This is a genomic window from Streptomyces sp. NPDC048001 (genome assembly GCF_043203115.1).
GTDB lineage: Bacteria > Actinomycetota > Actinomycetes > Streptomycetales > Streptomycetaceae > Streptomyces > Streptomyces sanyensis.
This window is the reverse complement of the sequence record NZ_JBIDBN010000001.1, coordinates 864,825-881,794: the sequence shown is the minus strand read 5'-3', so window position 1 is coordinate 881,794 and position 16,970 is coordinate 864,825. Positions and strand designations below refer to the sequence as shown.

Here is a 16,970-nt window from a genome sequence, read left to right as displayed (position 1 = left end):
GATCGCGTCCCGCGGCCTGACGGAGCAGGCCGCGGGACGGGCCGCGCGGGCTCAGGTGAAGGTGAGGAACGCGTTCATGTCGCCGTTCCAGACGATCTTGACGTAGGCATTGGTGTTGGTCTTGCTGGGGTGGTACAGCCGGATCTTGCCGGTGGCCGTCTCGCGTGCCCATATGTCGGGGATGCCGTCACCGCTGGTGTCGGGGATGACCACGATGTGGTTGATGGCGGCTTCGGTCCAGCCAGTGCCGAACTCGGCGTCGGCGCCGTCGCGGGAGTTGGCGCCGAGGGCGAGGGAGACGGGGTCGACGGAGCCTTCCCCGGCCGCTCCGGGCTTGCCGTGGCGCAGGTAGATCTTGCCACTGCTCAGGTTGCGCCAGAGCAGGTCTGGGGTCTTGTCGAGGTCGAAGTCGGCGACGGCGAGCACGTCCCGGGTGGACCAGCCGGAGTCGCTGGTGAGCCGGATGGCGTCGGTGAAGGCGGCGGCGGTGTAGCCGCCGAGGAACCACAGCTGTCCGCCGTCGGTGACGATCATCAGGTCGGGTTCGCCGTCACCGGTGACATCGCCGCTGGTGCGCATCTCGCCCCAGGTGGCGGGGTCGGGAGCGTTGTCCGGCACGAGCACGCGGACACGTTCGTCGACGTTGACGCCGCCGTAGCCGTCGCCCTGGTAGATCCAGAGCCTGCCGTCAGGGGTGCGGGCGAGGAGGTCGGTGAGACCGTCACCGGGGTAGAAGTCGTCCCACTTGGAGATCAGGGCGTGCTTCTTGCTGGTGGCGGTGGAGTCGGCGTCGTAGAAGTGGCCGGACGGGCTCTGCTCGCCCTTCCCGTTGTACGAGGCGGCCATGTTGGTGAAGAGTTCGCCGCCGTCCTCGCCCGGGTAGGTCCAGAGGCTGCCGGTGCTCCACAGGCCGACCAGATCGGGATAGGTGTCGCCGGTGACGTCGCCGGGAGCGTCGGCGGCGCGGCCGGAAGGAACGTAGGTCTTGATTTCCGAGGCCAGCGAGAAATTGCCGACCGCGTCCCGGGCATAACCCTTCAGATACATCGGTCCGGCCATGGGCGCCTTGAGGGTGATGGTGACGGGCTGGCCCTTGGAAGCCCGGGTGACCGACTCGATGAGGTGCCCCGTCTCAGCGTCCCGGTCGATGCGGAAGGTCTGACCGGTGGCCGGGTCGTCGAGGTAGATGTAGGTGAAGTTCCCGCTGTTGAAGCCGATGACGTAGCCGGTGGTGGAGTCGCCGGAGTCGAGGGTGACGCTGCCGGAGGTGCCGTGCGGTGCGTTGACCGCCCAGTTGCTGCCGGCCGCGTTGGCTCGGGGGAAGTCCTCGGAGGTCATCGTGGGCGCCGCGGGCGCGGTGTTGTCGACCGTGAAGCGGCACGGCTGGTTGCCCGGAGGCCAGAAGGTGGAGAAGGCGCCTTCGGTGTCCTCGGCGCGGACGTCCCAGGAGTAGGTCTTGGCGTCGGCGAGTTCGGTCGAGGCAACCGTGACGGAGGCGGTCTGGGTCCTGCTGCCGCCGGTGCCGGTGATGACCTTGTCGAGGATCTTCGTGCTGACGCCGGTCTCCCACAGGCGGAACCGCAGGCCCTTGAGGTTGTTGTCGTAGTCCGTGGCGGTGGCCTTGAGGACGACATCGGTGAGGCCGATGACCTCCTCACCGACGACGGTCTTGCACTCGCCGGGCGTGATGCCGCCGTTGACCGGCTGTTCGGGCTTCCGGTTGAAGGTGATGGTGAACAGCGCGGTGGAGGCGCTGTACTTGCGCCAGGTGTAGGTGGAGGTCTCGGTGGTGGCGCGCAGCCCCAGGGTGATCGAGCTCCAGTTCTTGGTCGCCCCGTCCTGCGCCCCGGACTTGACGTTGTAGCCGACGTATGCGTCGCTGCAGCCGAACTTCTCGTTGCCGTGGGCGTAGGACTTCGCATCCAGCTTGCGTGCCCAGGAGGGCTGGTTCTTCCAGGTGGTGGAGGTCGAGATCCCTCCGGTCAGCCACAGCTCGATCTGCCGGGGTTCGGAACAGGACCACGCGTGCGTGTTCTTGATCTTCCAGTTCGCGGAGAGGACGGTCGAGCCGTGTGCGGCGCTGGGGAAGCTCATCCTCCAGAACGACCTGGCCAGACCGCCGTCCTGGGATTCGTAGCCGACGCGGGCTTCGCTGGTGCCGCCGCTGTAGTTGGTGCCGTCGTAGTAGTTGGAGTTTGGGTAGGGCTTGTACGCGATCGTCCAGCCCTTCTCCCCGAGTTCGAGGGTGGGGTCGATGAAGACGGGGAAGCGGACCGTGCCGGCGTCGACCTGCTTGCCGGTGAGCAGACCGGTCGCGCCCGCGTCGAGGGTGAGCGTGGCCTGCCCGGTCCCGTCGCCGTCCAGAGCGGCGGGCAGCTGGGCGGTCACGGAGCCCGGTTCGGGCCCGGTCAGACCGGTCAGCGCGAGCGTGGTCCTGGCGGTGGTGGTGTCGGTGTACGGCTTCGCGGCGGGGTCTTCGGGGTTCTCCAGGCCGTTGGAGTCCCAGGCGAACGGTGTCGGGATCACCCCGACCGGCTTGCCGTCGGCCGCGTTCGTGATCGTCACACCGCCGGTGGTGCCGTCGAGCGTGAACGCGGCGGTGTCGGAGCTCAGCCGGTAGGACACGGTCCGCAGCGCGTCCTGGCGGGCGGCCTGCTCGTTCTTGACGATGAGCAGCTGCCCGAAGCCGCCTTCCTCGCGGGCGACCAGGAGCAGGTCCACGCCGGGCATGACCTCGCGGTACAGCGCCCGGTTGCCGTCGACGACGGGGTCGGGCAGGGCGCCCGGCCAGGTGTAGGTGATCGTGTGTTCCCCGTAGGTGGCCGAGGCCAGGAACGACCCGCGCTCCTGTACCGCTCGTACGGCGTCGTCCGTACCCGCGCGTACGGCGTTCTGTGCACCTGCCGCGGGACGCCGGAGCGCGGTGCGCGCCGAGTGGGGGGACCGGGAGGCCCGCTGTGTCGTGGCCGGGGAAGCGGAGGAGGCGGTGCGGCCCGTGGAGGATGCCGCGAACTCCACGTGCCCGGGTGTGTTCTCGGGGCGCAGCCGGGTGCCGTCCTTGCTCCGCCGCAGACCCGCGTCGACGGGAGCCCAGGTGCCGTCGGGTTGTTCGGTCCGCACGGGGACGGCGTTGATCTCGCTGCGCCAGGTTCCGTCGGGCAGGGCGAAGGTGCGTGAGGTCGGTGTGGTCTCCGCTTCGACGACGACCTCCCGCTCCTGTGCCTGCGCCTCGCGCATGGCCTCGTCGGCGGTCAGCGGACCGGAGGCCTTGGGGGCCGCGGAGGAAGCGGCCCCGTGCTGCCAGGGCGTCCAGACGGCCAGCCCCGCCACCAGCGCCGCGCACAACAGTACGGCGAGGGTGGCGATCCGGGCGCGTGTGCCCGCGAAACGGCGGAGGACGGCGAAGGGTTGGGCGGACACGGCGAAGGCTCCCCAGAACACGGCTAGCTCGATGCCAGAGCGCCGCGGGCCGTGACGAGCTTGTCGCAGACCTGGGCGCCTCTGGGCGCGGGCCCGCACAAGTTGCCTGCAGACGGGCGTGTTTGTCGAGCCTTGCACCTGCAATCAACTCGTGACCATCGAGCCTTGCTCACTCAAAGTCGCGCCGGATATGCGCACTTGGAGCCCTCGTGCCGTTGTGTCGGTGCTTGCTATGCCCGTGATCTGGCGAATGGCCGTCTATGACCGCCACGATGATCTTGCAGCGCATAGATCATCGAATATGCCGACGGTAACTGTGCCCTCATTGTGATCGATGACTGTGCGTCACCTGTGCTTCCTGCGCAGGTCTGGTGAAGACTCCCGTGCTCGGTACGCACATGACATGTGCGTACCGGTTCTGTCGGTGTTCGCCGGCGCGCCCGGACAGGGCGTGGGGTGGGGAGTTGTGAGATGCGTCGTCGGGTGGGGCTGGCCTGGTCCGGGCGGGGGCGGCTGGCCGCTGCGGCCTCGGTGCGCGAGAGCCGTCGCCGACGGCGTACGGCGCTGGTGGTGCTGCTGTCGTCGGTGCTGACCGTCACCTCTCTGACCGGTTCGGCCGTGGCGTTGCCCGGCCCGGACATGGACCGCACGTCGAACGCGAACGTGGACCTGCCCGAGCCGGACAAGGCGTCCGTCGTCGACCTCGACGCCGATGAGCCGACGTCCCTGTCGCGTCCGGCCGATGTGCCGGTCGAGGAGTACGTCCCCGCGCATGTGACGCCGTGGCAGGCGGCAGCCGATCAGACCGCGGATCTGACCGGCGTGGCCGAAGGGCAGTCCGTGCCGGTGGGGACGACGCCGGTCCGCCTGGGTGTGCCCGAGGGGCAGGATCCCGTGGCTCTGGCGGGAACGTGGCAGGTCGACCTCGCCTCGGTGGACGCCTCCACACAGGCGAACGTGCCGGGCATGCTGATGTCGGTGACCCCGCCGGCCGGGGTGGATCCGGCCGCCTCGGTGGCCGTCGAGGTGGATCACACCGAGTTCGCCGACCTGTTCGGGACCCAGGCCGCGGACCGGTTCCGGCTCACCCTGCTGGAGGGCTGCTCGCTGCCCGACACCTCCACCCTGGACTGCCCCGCCGGGGGCCTGTCCACCCAGACGCTGTCCGCCGACGAGGAGGACCCCGCCGCGCAGCTCGTCGAGCTGCCGTCGAGCGTGGAGGTCGACCGGCCGGCGAAGGCGGCGCGGACCACGCAGAAGGGCGCCAGGGAGCACAAGCGGCGACTGACCGGTGTGGTGCCGGTCGCGATGCTCACCGACGCCACCGGGCAGTCGGCCTCCGGGCGGTCCGCCGCGCTGGACAAGGAGGAGCCGAAGAGGGTCGGGCCGAAGAATGAGGAGAAGGCCGCGAAGCCCTCTTCCTCCGCTGAACCATCGCCTTCCACGACACCTCGGGAACCGGAGAAGGCCGACGGATCCTCCGGCCCGGAAGGTGATGACTCCCCGGAGTCCGGCGCGTCGACGTCGGGTGGCATGAAGCCCGCCTCGTTCGCCTTGGCCAGGACGGCCGAGCCGCTGGCGGGATCTTCGGCCGGAGTGCTCGGTGCCCTGGACATGGGGGCATCGGGTAGCGGCGACTTCACCGCCGCACCACTGTCGTCCTCGGGCAACTGGGCGGCGGGATCCTCCTCGGGCGCGTTCACGTACGCGTATGACATCCAGACGCCGGAGGTTCCGGGCGGTCTGATGCCGAAGGTCAGCCTGTCGTATTCGTCGCAGACGGTGGACGGGCGTACGAGTGCGGAGAACAACCAGGCCTCGTGGATCGGCGACGGCTGGGACTACCAGCCCGGGTCGATCAGCCGCCGCTATGTGAACTGCAAGCAGGACGCCAAGAGCAAGTCCGGCGGCAACAACGCCAACCACCCCACGCACGACCTGTGCTACGGCTCGAACAACGCCACCATGACGCTGGGCGGCCAGACGGTCAGCCTGGTGTGGGAAGCGGGCAAGGGCTGGACCACCTCCTCCGGTGACGGCTCGAAGGTGGAGCTGCTCAAGAACACCACCCTGGGCAACGGGGATGCGGACGGCGAGTACTGGAAGGTCACCACCCGCGACGGTGTGCAGTACTTCTTCGGCCTCAACCGGCTGCCCGGCTGGAGCGAGGGCAAGGCGGAGACCGGCTCGGTGTTCACCGTGCCGGTGGCCGGCAATCACCCGGGCGAACCCTGCTACAAGGCAGGCGACTTCGCGGGCTCGTTCTGCGAGAAGGGCTGGCAGTGGAACCTCGACTACGTCGTGGACCCCTCCGGCAACGCGATGACGCTGTGGTGGCAGGCGGAGACCAACCGCTACGCGAAGAACTGGCAGTTCAAGAAGCCCGTCAGCTACGAGCGCGGCGGCTGGCTGCGCCGCATCGACTACGGCCTGCGCTCGGACGCGATCTTCACCAGCGAGGCGCCGGCCAGGGTCTGGTTCTCGATGGAGGAGCGCTGCTTCGCCGAGGGCTCATTGGCCTGCACGGAGGCCAACTTCACCTCCAAGGACCCGGGCGACTACCGGATCTGGTACGACACCCCGGTGTCGCTGCAGTGCAAGACGACCGGTGACTGCTGGAACGCCGCCCCGTCGTTCTTCACCCGCAAGCGGCTGGACAAGATCTCCACCAGTGCGCAGCGCACCGCCGGCTCCGCTCGCGCCACGGTGGACGTGTACCAGCTCAAGCAGTCGTTCCCGACGATGACGACCGGTGCCAACACCGCCCTGTGGCTTGAGTCGATCCAGCGCACCGGCTACGGCCGGGGCGGCGTCGCGGGCGGCGAGTACCAGTCGCTGCCCCCGGTCAGGTTCGAGGCCTCACCCGCGTACATGCCCAACCGGGTGCTGCGCGGCGCCGACGACCCGCGTCCCGGTTTCGCGCGCCAGCGCATCGGCCGGGTCGTCAACGAGTACGGCGGCGAGAGCGTCATCACCTACTCGAAGCCGTCCGGTGCCTGTGCGAACGGCGAGGGCCTGCCCGCGCAGACGTCGAACAAGGGCCTGTGCTATCCGGTGGCCTGGCATCCTGACCCGTCGGTCGACGACGAGGTCGACTGGTTCCACAAGTACGTCGTCACCCAGGTCGAGGAGCTTCCCGCCGTTTCCGGCGCGACGGCCACCGCCACGGCGTACGAGTACGGCACGCCGGCCTGGCAGCTGGCGGAGTCGGAGTTCTCCAAGAAGTCGTCGCGGACCTGGGCGAAGTTCGCCGGGTTCGACACCGTCACCACGATCGCCGGCGCCGATGACACGGCGACCTCGGCCACGCGCTCGAAGTCCATGGTCCGCTTCTACCGCGGCCTCGGCACCCATGTCACGGTCAAGGACGTAGCGGGCGGCGATATCGGCCCCGACCACGAGGCGTTCGCCGGCCGTATCGCCGAACAGGTCGACTACCCCTCCGCCACCGCGGATGCGGCCACGGGCTGGATCAGCCGCAGCATCAGCAGGCTCGCCGCCACCGAACTGGCGCGCCGCGCACTGGGCGACGGCCTGAAGGACCTGATCGCCTGGCGCGTGGTCGAGACCGGCGACCAGTCCTGGACCAGGTCCTCGGGCAGTGGCGACGACCCGAGCACCATGCGCGTCCTCGCCTCCACCACCAGCTACAACGCCGACGGCCTGCCCACTCAGGTGGAGATGCTCGGTGACACCGCCAAGAGCGGCGACGAGTCCTGCAGCCGCACCGAGTACGTCGCCAACACCGCCAAGCACCACATCGGCCTGACCAAGCAGATCCTCGTCTCACCGACCACCTGCGAGGCCGCTGCCTTCGGGACGCTCACCTCGCTGACCGGTGCCTCTCGGGTCGCCTACGACGGCGGCGCCTACGGGGCCGCGCCCACGCGAGGCCTGCCGACCGAGATATGGACGCTCAAGGGTGACGGCTCCGGCTTCACCTCGGGCGGCACCACCGGCTACGACGCGCTGGGCCGCACCGTGAAGACCACCCAGCCCGGGCAGACCGAATCGGCCACCACCACCTACGAACCCGCCGTCGGCATGCCGCTGAAGGTGACCGAGACCAACGAACTCGGCCACACCTCGGTGGAGACCGTCGAGCCGGGCCGCGGCACCACCCTGACCACCAAGGACCCCAACGGCCACACCAGCAGGGCCGTCTACGACGAACTCGGCCGCCTGGTGCAGGCCTGGGGCCCCGGCCGCGACCCGGCCACCCATCAGCTTCCCGACATGCAGGTCGAATACCGGCTCAAGGCCGGTGAGCCGGCCGCCGTCATCTCCCGCACCCGCGGTCACGAGGACCGGGTGGAGACCACGGTCACCCTGTACGACGGGCTGGGCCGGGTACGCCAGACCCAGGAACCGGCCACCGGCGAAGGCCGCCTGATCACCGACACCCTGTACAACGCGTCGGGTGAGGTGTGGAAGACCAACAACGCCTACCTCACCGAGGGTGAGCCCGAGCCGGTCCTGTTCTTCCCCGAGACCGCGGGCGCCGTGCCGAACGCGACCCGCTACACCTACGACGGCATGGGCCGCGTCCTGACCGAAACCCCGGTCCTCGGCGGGGTCGACGCCACCGACCGGCGCACCGCGTACACCTACGGGCTGGACCACTCCACGGTCATCAACCCGGCCGGCACCGCCTCCTACCGGACCTGGAGCGACGCGCTGGGCCGCACCAGCCGTGTCGACACCTTCACCGACCCCACCCGCACCGCCTTCGAGTCGGTCCGCTTCACCTACGACTCCCGGGGTCAGCTGGCCAAGGCGCAGCAGGACGACGGCACCGCCTGGACGTGGAAGTACGACACCATCGGCCGCGTCACCGAGGCGACCGACCCGGACACCGGCACCACCAAGACCACCTACGACAACCTCAACCGCCCGCTCACCACCACCGACGCGCGCGGCAAGACGGTGTGGACCGGCTATGACATCCTGTCCCGGCCGACCCTGACCCGTGAGAACTCCTCGGTGGGCAAGCTGCTCGGCGCCTACTCCTACGACCAGGCCGGCGGCGGCATCGGTATGCCGTACACGGCGCTGCGCTACACCGACACCGGGAACGCGGCGCAGACGATGATCAGCGCCTACACCAGCGCCTACCAGCCCACGGTCACGTCCACCGCACTGCCCGAGGACCTGGCCGACCAGTACGGCCTGGCCCACCGCTACACGTACACCCAGACCTACACCGACACCGGTCTGCCGCACTCCACCCGGCTGCCGCAGGTGGGCACGCTGCCCGCCGAGGAGGTCATCACCCGCTACAACGAGGAGGGCCTGGCCGAGACCGTCTCCGGACACGACTGGTACGGGTCCCAGACCCTCTACTCCCCCTACGGGCAGGTCCTGCGCTCCACCCTGGGCGACAACCCCTACCGGGTCTGGTCCACCGCCTCCTTCCACGAGGCCTCCGGTGAACTGACCAGCATGCAGACCTGGCGCGAGGAGGCCGGTGAGACCGGCGCGGCCACCGGCAACAAGGTCTCGGACACGTCCTACACCTACGACGCCGCGGGGAACGTCACCTCCGTCCGGCAGGGCGCCGCGGGCATCCGCGAACGCCAGTGCTTCCGCTACGACCCGGTCGGCCGCCTGGGCGAGGCCTGGACCTCCGCCGACCAGACCGCCTGCAAGGCGGGCGGCGCGACCGCCGCCGCCGACGTGGCGAAGGGTGAGGACGGCTCGGGCTACTGGACCGACTACGCCTACGCCGGTCTGTCCGCGGAACGCACCTCGATGGTCGAGCACGACCTGACGGGTGACACGGCCAAGGACACGAGGACCACCTACGGCTACGGCGCGGGTGAGGCCGGACCGCATGCGCTGACCTCGCTGGTGCGCGAGTACACCACCGAATCCGGCGCCCAGGTCAGGCAGACCCTGCAGCGCATCTACGACAAGGCGGGCAACACGGCACAGGTCACCGGCGACACCGGTGACGCCCAGACCCTGACCTGGACGTACGACGGTCTCCCGGAGACGGTCTCCGGACAGGGCACGAACGGCAAGACCGCCTACGTGACGCCCTCCGGCGCCTGCCTCGACCTGCAGACCGGCTGGGCGAAGAACGACCAGCCGCTGCAGATCTACCCGTGCAACAACACCCCGGCACAGAAGTTCAGCTTCGTGCCCGACGACCCGACCGCCGACCCCGACACCGGCAGTCTGCGGGTGCTGGGGGACTGGTGCGCCACCTCGACCGGAACGACAGCCGGCGCGGTGATCGGCATCCGCCCGTGCGCGGGTACGGCGGACCAGAAGCTCGTACGCGACGGCGCAGGCCACTTCGAGCACGCCGCCTCGGGGCTCTGCCTGGCGGTCAAGGACGGTTCGACCGCGGCGGGCACCGATCTGGTGCTGGACGCATGCGCCGCGTCCTCCGGAGCCCAGTCCTTCACCGCACAGGCCGAGTCCCGCTACATCTACGCACCCGGCGGCGCACGACTGCTGACTCTGCGAGGCGACCAGGCCACCCTGCACCTCGGCGAGGCCGAACTGTCGGTCAAGGCCGGCGGCGCGATGGTCGACGTCCAGCGCACCTATGCGGTGCCGGGCGGCAGCATCCTGCGCTCGGCGTATGGCAGTCACAGCGCGGGTTCCTCACGTCTCGCCGCGATCACCTACGACCACCAGGGCAATCCCTACACCGAGGTGGCGCTTGAGTCGGGCATGGAGACCCGCATCCGCAAGACCGACCCGTTCGGCGGCGAGCGCTCCGCCGGCACGACGGCGCAGCGGTTGCAGACCCACCAGGGCTTCCTGGGTGCCTCCCGCGACGACGACACCGGCTACACCATGCTCGGTGCGCGCTTGTACGACCCGTCTGTCGGACGCTTCCTGTCCGCCGACCCGGTCCTGGACCTGGCCGACCCGATGCAGCGCGGCGGCTACGCCTACGCCCACAACAACCCCGTCACCTACAGCGACCCGACCGGCCTGTCCGTCTCCCTCTCCCGGAAGGAGATCGACCTCGCCCTGCAAGGCGCCGGACTCTCCTCGGCGATGGTCGCCGCGGCCAAGGGCGACCTCAACCGTTCGATGAGCTCCGTCGTCGCCTCGGCGGCCGGATCGATCCTGCGGGACTTCCTCGGCATCGACGCGATCATGAGCTGCATCGGCGGCTCCATCTGGTCCTGCGCCGAGGTCGTCCTGGACCTCGTCCCCTGGTACAAGGTCCTCTCCCTGACCAAGAAGATCTACTCGGCGGTCAAGAAGGTCTTCTCCGCGGTCAGCGCCTGGCGCAAGGCCAAGGAGCGGGCCAAGAGGCTCATCGACAGGGCCAACGCGGCCATCGACAAGGCCAAGAAGGAGAAGCAGAAGCGCGAGGCGGCCCGCAAGAAGGCAGCCCAGGCCAAGAAGAAGGCAGCAGCCCAGAAGAAGCAGACCACCAGCAACCGCGCCTCCCAAGCCGCGCGCAAAACCGGCAACAGCAAGCAGAAGTCATCCCAGGCATCCGCCGCACCACGCTCCTCGGCCGCCAAGTCCTCGGGCGCCGGCAAAGCGAAGTCCTCCAGCGGAAGCTCGAGCAACGGCGGTTCCACCGGAGCCTCCTCCCGCTCGAACGGCGGCACCAGCGGCGGCGGCTCCTGCCTCAACAACAGCTTCCTGCCGGGCACGAAGGTCCTGATGGCCGACGGCACCACCAAGCCGATCGACCAGGTCAAGGGCGGCGACAAGGTCATCGCGACCGACGAGAAGACGGGCGAGACCCGCATCGAGACCGTCACGGCCGAGATCAAGGGCGAAGGCCTCAAGCACCTCGTCAAGGTCACGATCGACACCGACGGCCCGGCCGGCGAGGCCACCGCCGAGGTCACCGCGACCGACGGCCACCCCTTCTGGGTCCCCGAACTCGGCAAGTGGATCGACGCCACCGACCTCAAGCCGGGCCAGTGGCTGCGCACCAGCGCGGGCACGTACGTCCAGATCGCGGCGGTCAAGCGCTGGACCAGCCCCGGCGCCACGGTCCACAACCTGACCGTCTCCGACGCCCACACGTACTATGTGGTGGCGGGGGATGCGCCGGTCCTCGTTCATAACTGCACCACGACGGTTTATCGGTACCAGGAGCACCCCGAAAGCATGCGCCTTTCGGTTGACGATGGGAATGTCTCGATCAGTGGAGACGGGATGCTTCATCTCAACATGAGCGGTGATATTAGCCATTCGCAGACGTACCGTGGATCAAGTGGGCACATTGTCGCGTTTGATGTGCCAACGTCGTACGTTGACTCCATTCGAGCTTCCGCTATCGATCAGAGGCGACCTCCTGGTATGAGTAGAAGGAATTGGAAAATATTCTCTTCTGGGCGTCCGCAGATTGATGACCGTCGGCAGACGGATCTCTTCGGAATACCATCATCGATGTTTGACGAGTTGCTCAGGCAGATAGTGCCGGGGTCTGGTCGAATACTCCCCGGGGGAGGGTGAGACGTGGATCGATGGTCGTTCCATGAGGAGGCGCAGCGCTTGAGTGCGCGGGCCGACGTATCTGACGCTCCGGCACTGCTGGCATCCTTCGTGGTGGAGGTGGCTGGGAACCCCGGTGCGTACGCGAGGCGCGTGAGGTCCGCCTTGGTTGCGGGCGTGCAGCTGGCTATTCGGGGAGAATTTGAATCCGACGAGCTTCCCGAATCAAATGTCCCCGGCTGGTTTTCATCTGCAGGTGAATGTGAAGTGGATGACTTGGCCGAGGTGCCCGAATCAATCGAAGGTCAACGTCGATACGTCGAGCATCGCGGAGAGGAGCCCTGGGAGGTTCAGGATTGGCTCTGGAGTTTCGAGCCGGGAAAGCGTCAATGGTTGTGGTGGGATTTGACGGCAGCCGGGGGGAATGTCGTACAGATCTGGCTTTACTCGCGTTCTGAGCCGGTTTTTCAGTGCGAGGACGTGAGGTGGCTTGCCTATTCAGCAGGCGCCCGCGCTGCCGTCGGACCGATTCTGCTTCCGTCGCAAGTCTGGAACGGTCAGACATCGCTCGGGATATGAAGACGAAGAGCCCCACCAGTGTTGCCTGGTGGGGCTTCTTCGAACGATTGACGGCAACCGTGACGGCAACGTCAGCGGACGGCGGCGGGTGGATCGTCGTTGCCGTTGTTGGTCGGGTTGAGGGTGGTGCCGAGGGCATCGATGGCCTGGCGTTGGAGGCGGAGCCGTACGTGGGCGTAGACGCCGGCGGTGACGCCGATGTGGGCGTGGCCGAGGAGTTCCTTGATCACGACGAGGTCGACGCCCTGTTCCAGGAGCAGGGTTGCGGTCGAGTGGCGGAGGTCGTGGAAGCGGATGCGCCGGAGTCCGGCCCGGTCGAGGAGGCTGCGGAAGCGGCGGGTGAGGTTGGCAGGGTCGAGAGGTCCGCCGGTCGGGGTAGTGAAGACGAGGCCGCTGTCTCTCCAGTCCGGTCCTGCCGTTTCGCGCTCCTTGTCGTGCCGTTCCCTGTGCTCCTTGAGAGAGTGGACGCATTCGGTCGGGAGCGCGATACGGCGTTCGGACGCCCGGGTTTTGGTGGGTAGGTGGGTGAGGCCGCCGGTGCGGGTGCGCTGGAGCGAGCGGCGGATGCTGGCCGTTCCGGTGGCGAGGTCGAGGTCTTCCCAGTGGAGGCCGAGGAGTTCGCCCTTGCGGAGTCCGGTGCGGAGGGCGAGTTCGTACAGGGCGTGGAGCCGGTCGGCGCGGGCAGCGTTGAGGAACTGACGGGCCTCGGCCGCAGTGAGGGGCCGGAAGCGCCTGGGCCTGGGTGTGGTGGTCTTGACGTTGCGGGCGACGTTGCGGGGCAGCTCGTCCTCGCGGACGGCGTGCTCCAGGGCGGACTTGAGGACCGAGTGCACGTACGTCACCGTCGAAGGGGACAGCTGCTTCTGGCAGCACTCGCCGACGGCGCAGCATGCCTTCCTTTCGGTGTCCAGCCCTTGGGCGCAGCACTGACAGGTGGTGCGGAGCCGGTCGAGGAAGGTGCGGACGTCCTTGGCGGTGAGACGTGCGATCTTCTGGGTGCCGAGGCTGGGGACGAGGTGGAGGCGGACGCAGGCGGCGTAGCGGGTGTGGGTGTTCTCGCGGAGCTGGTGGACCGCGACACTGCCGAGCCAGTACGTCAGGTGGTCACCGAGCGTGCTGTCAGCGGTGGCGATCGGCAGCCCGCGGTTGCTGTCGGCGATCTTCTCGGCGAGCTTGTCAGCCGCGTTCTTGCGGGTGGTGCCGTAGACACGGACACGCTTTCGTCTGCCGTTGGCGGCGAGGACGTAGCCGGCGGCTTCCCAGCGGCCGTCCTTGCGTTGGTAGATGGTGCCTTCGCCGTTGGCGCGGGCCTTCTTGCGCTTGGGGGCGGTCATTAGGAAGCCTCTTCCAGGTGGCGCTGGACGTAGTCAGTGAGGGCGTGGGCGGGGATGCGGCGGGCGCGGCCGGTGGTCAGCGAGGCCAGGCGGCGGGTGCGCAGGAGGTCGTAGAGGGCGGAGCGGCCGATCTTGAGGCGGGCCATCGCCTCGGGGACGGTGAGGAGTTCGTCGTCACGCACGAGTCGCTACCTCCTGTTCGCGCGTTGGGCCGCCGTGGATGAGTGCGGCGAGGCGTTCGAGGTCGGGGGTGAGGCCGGTGCCGTCGTAGGCCCAGTGGGCGATGACGAGGGTGGTCGGGGAGGGCGGAGGGGTGTGGCCGCGTTGCCAGGCGGCTCGGGCGGCCCGGAGGGCGCTGAGGGTGGTGGAGTAGGCGCGGGTCTTGGTGGAGAAGTGGCCGCGGAAGCCGAGCATGTGGGCCCACTTGCGCAGGTTCAGGTGCTTGAGGTCGTCGCGGGCGCCGAGGGCCCAGGCGGTGCGGATCATGCGGGCGGCGTGCTCGGGTACCGACTCGAACCAGAGGTCGGTGATCCTCTTCAGCCGGTGGTCGAGGGTGCCGGTGGCGGCTTCGGTGCCCTTGGTGGCGTACTTGGCGACGTATCCCGCGACCTTGCCCTCGGTGATCGTGGTCCCGCCCTGGAAGGCCGTGGACCGGATGACCCTGGTGTCGATCTGCTCGCCGAAGACAAAGGAGCGGGCGCGGCCGTTGATCTCCGGCCCGTCGATGCGGGCACGGGTGGCCGAGATCCGAATGGCATCGGCCAGCAGGTCGGGTGTGGCCCAGGTGGGCGGCGGGGTGTAGGGGCCTGCGGGGCCGTCGAGCCGGATGACGGCGTGGAAGTGGATCAGCCCGCGCTGCTGGTACTCGGCGACCTTGGCGTACGAGACCCGGACGACCTTGGAGAGCAGGCGTTGCGGGACACCAGCTGCGGCGGCGATGGTGCGGCGCAGGTGGAGCATGAAGCGGGCCCACAGGGCCGGGGCGTGGGTGTTCCACAGCACGGCGCCGGTGTAGTCGTACCGCTCGGGGTCGAGCGGGGTGCCTGGAAGCGGGTCGCCCTTGGTGTGGGTGCGTCCGCAACGGCAGCGGACGGAGCCGCCCACGCGTCGCCCGTGCACGGGTCCGTACGACGGTGTGGTGAGGGTGGCGAAGACGCGGGGGTGGGTGGCGACCTGTTCGGGGATGTTCCTGCCGCCGCGCAGGCCGGCGGCGATGAGGTGGTAGGTGTCCTGGCGGTAGAGCTCGGCGCAGGAGGGGCAGCGGGTGGTGCGGCGGTTGCCGCAGCGGACCAGGAGCTGTCCGGCGGGCAGTTCCTTGGATTTCAGTTCGCGCAGGATCTCGCCGGTGAAGGCGTCGATCTCGGTGCGCTGGCCTTCGAGCCGGATCGGTTGGGCGCAGCCACCCAGGGAGGACAGCTGCCGTACCAGGCCGAGCAGGTTCCGGTAACCGGTGAACGTGGGCAACGCGGCCGTGGCGGGTTCGGGGCTGGGGATTGTGGTGGTCGGGTCGTGCGGTGGCATGCTGGCGGGACCTCTCTGCACTGCGGCACACGCGTGTGCCGTGAACGGGTATGGGAGGGAGGCCCCGGCAGGGGCGAGGGTTTGGCGACTACACGCCCTTGCCGGGGATCACTGCGAAGCGGGACCAGGAGGCGGCGGTCACGCGGCCTTGTCCAGGTCGACGCGGTCGGGCAGCTCGCGGACCTTGAGCCCTTCGGCGCACATCAGGTCGTTGATCTGCCAGCAGGCTTCGGTGGGCAAGCAGACCGAGCGCAGCCGGACGGGGGTGCGCATGTCGCCGACGGAGGCGATGGAGACGCCCTGGGGCATGGTGCGGTCGGCGGCGGTGATGTCGAGTTCCCGGCCGTCGGGGAAGAGGTGCAGGAAGTCCTCGACGGTGTCGACGCGGTGGCAGATCCGGGCGGACAGGTTGGTGCGTACGGCGGTGGTGAGCACGTCGGCGGAGGGTTTCTGGGTGAGGAGCCACAGCCGTATGCCGAACTTGGCGCCCTGGCTGGCGATGGCCAGCAGCTCGGCCTCGAAGCGTTCGCGGGCCTTGCGGTCGGGGTGGCGGGTGTAGTTCGCCACCTCGTCGATCACCACGAGCAGCAGCGGCAGCTCGGGGCTGAATGCGGTGATGCGGTCGGTGCGACCGGACCAGAACAGCCGTTCCCGGCGCTGCATCTCCTCGCGGACCCAGCGCAGGATCTCGGTCGGCTCGTCGGGGTGGACGGCGTCGGAGACCTTGTAGGCGGTACGCCACCAGGGCGCGACCGCACCGAGGTTGGGGTCGATCACGATCAGCCGCACGTCCCGCATGAGCGAGGCGTGTGCGAGCAGGGTGTCGACGGTGATCGATTTGCCGGAGCGGGTGAGGCCGGCGACGAGTGCGTGGGCGGAGTAGGCGAGGTTGAGCACGATGGGGGTGCCGTCTTCGTCCCAGCCGAGCAGCATGTCATCGGTGGAGACGAACTGCCCCGGTCGGCAGACCGGGGAGCCGTCCGGGCCGAGGAGTGGTGAGCGGATCACCGCTTCCAGCGGCTCGCGCCGGAAGCCGCGCGCGACGATCATTCCGGGCTTGGGCTGGCTGATCCGGATGCGGCGCATGCCCCAGGCGTCGCACAGGCCCTCGCTGGCGTCCTGCCAGGCGCTGAGCCCGACCTGCGGCAGGGCATCGACGGTGACGGTGATGCCGAAGGCGTCGGCGCGGGTGCGCAGGCGCGGGACCAGCACGCGCGGCTTCGGTGGTTGTTCCTGTGGGGCGTACTGCTGGAGCACGGTCGGGGTGGCGTCCTTGACCGCCAGGCCGAGCATCGGGGCGAGCCGCTTCCAACCCCACCGCATCCGCCGCGCCTGCCGCAGACTGACCCGGGTCTCGGCATCGGACCGGTACCAGCGGGCGAAGCAGTACCCGGCCCAGCCCAGCAGCCCGAGACCGCCGAGGACGACCACGGCCAGGAGCGCGAGCCCAAGGCGGTTGTCGGGCATCAGGCGCCTGCCTTGACGGTGACGGCGTCGGCGCGCAGGGAGATGCCGTGGCGGTCCTTGCCGTTGATCTCGTTCTCCCAGGCCGAGGCGACCAGGCCGGTGAAGACGACGGGCAGACCGACCTTCAGGCCCTTGCCCAGGCCCGGCTCCGGGACCTTGACGGTGATCACTTCGGAAGGGGTGCAAGTCACCCGTATGGGTGATCGCGTGCCGCAACCCCACATT

8 protein-coding genes are annotated in these 16,970 nt (G+C 69.0%); 2 read left to right on the top strand and 6 right to left on the bottom strand.

Annotated features, from left to right (window positions below; all coding sequences use genetic code 11):
• Nucleotides 1-51: 51 nt before the first annotated feature.
• On the bottom strand, nt 52-3,420 hold the full coding sequence (locus ACGF15_RS03790) for a hypothetical protein (RefSeq protein WP_362609263.1): 3,369 nt from the start codon (nt 3,418-3,420) through the stop codon (nt 52-54).
• 471 nt (nt 3,421-3,891) lie between these two features.
• Between ACGF15_RS03790 and ACGF15_RS03785 the strand changes: the two genes are divergently transcribed.
• Nucleotides 3,892-11,865, top strand: coding sequence for a polymorphic toxin-type HINT domain-containing protein (locus ACGF15_RS03785; RefSeq protein WP_392796809.1), 7,974 nt, complete (start codon nt 3,892-3,894; stop codon nt 11,863-11,865).
• 3 nt (nt 11,866-11,868) lie between these two features.
• Nucleotides 11,869-12,423 carry a hypothetical protein gene (locus ACGF15_RS03780; protein ID WP_362609259.1) on the top strand — a complete coding sequence of 185 codons (555 nt, stop codon included), beginning with the start codon at nt 11,869-11,871 and terminating at the stop codon, nt 12,421-12,423.
• Nucleotides 12,424-12,494: 71 nt separating this feature from the next.
• On the opposite strand, the gene ACGF15_RS03775 is transcribed toward ACGF15_RS03780, so the two are convergent.
• The 5 genes from ACGF15_RS03775 to ACGF15_RS03755 form a co-directional block, all read right to left on the bottom strand.
• Complete coding sequence (locus ACGF15_RS03775; RefSeq protein ID WP_362609256.1) at nt 12,495-13,757, bottom strand: tyrosine-type recombinase/integrase; 1,263 nt, start codon at nt 13,755-13,757, stop codon at nt 12,495-12,497.
• The gene (locus ACGF15_RS03770) at nt 13,757-13,939 is read right to left on the bottom strand and encodes a helix-turn-helix domain-containing protein (protein ID WP_362609254.1); all 183 of its coding nucleotides are present in this window, start codon (nt 13,937-13,939) and stop codon (nt 13,757-13,759) included. Before ACGF15_RS03770 ends, ACGF15_RS03775 begins: the two co-directional genes overlap by 1 nt.
• Complete coding sequence (locus ACGF15_RS03765) at nt 13,932-15,278, bottom strand: replication initiator (protein WP_392796808.1); 1,347 nt, start codon at nt 15,276-15,278, stop codon at nt 13,932-13,934. Before ACGF15_RS03765 ends, ACGF15_RS03770 begins: the two co-directional genes overlap by 8 nt.
• 138 nt (nt 15,279-15,416) lie before the next feature.
• Nucleotides 15,417-16,745, bottom strand: a complete 1,329-nt coding sequence (locus tag ACGF15_RS03760) for an FtsK/SpoIIIE domain-containing protein (protein WP_362609250.1) — start codon at nt 16,743-16,745, stop codon at nt 15,417-15,419.
• Entirely contained in the window at nt 16,745-16,915 is a 171-nt protein-coding gene (locus ACGF15_RS03755; RefSeq protein ID WP_362609248.1) for a hypothetical protein, read from the bottom strand. The genes ACGF15_RS03760 and ACGF15_RS03755 overlap by 1 nt, the downstream gene beginning before the upstream one ends.
• Between the last annotated feature and the right edge of the window lie 55 nt (nt 16,916-16,970).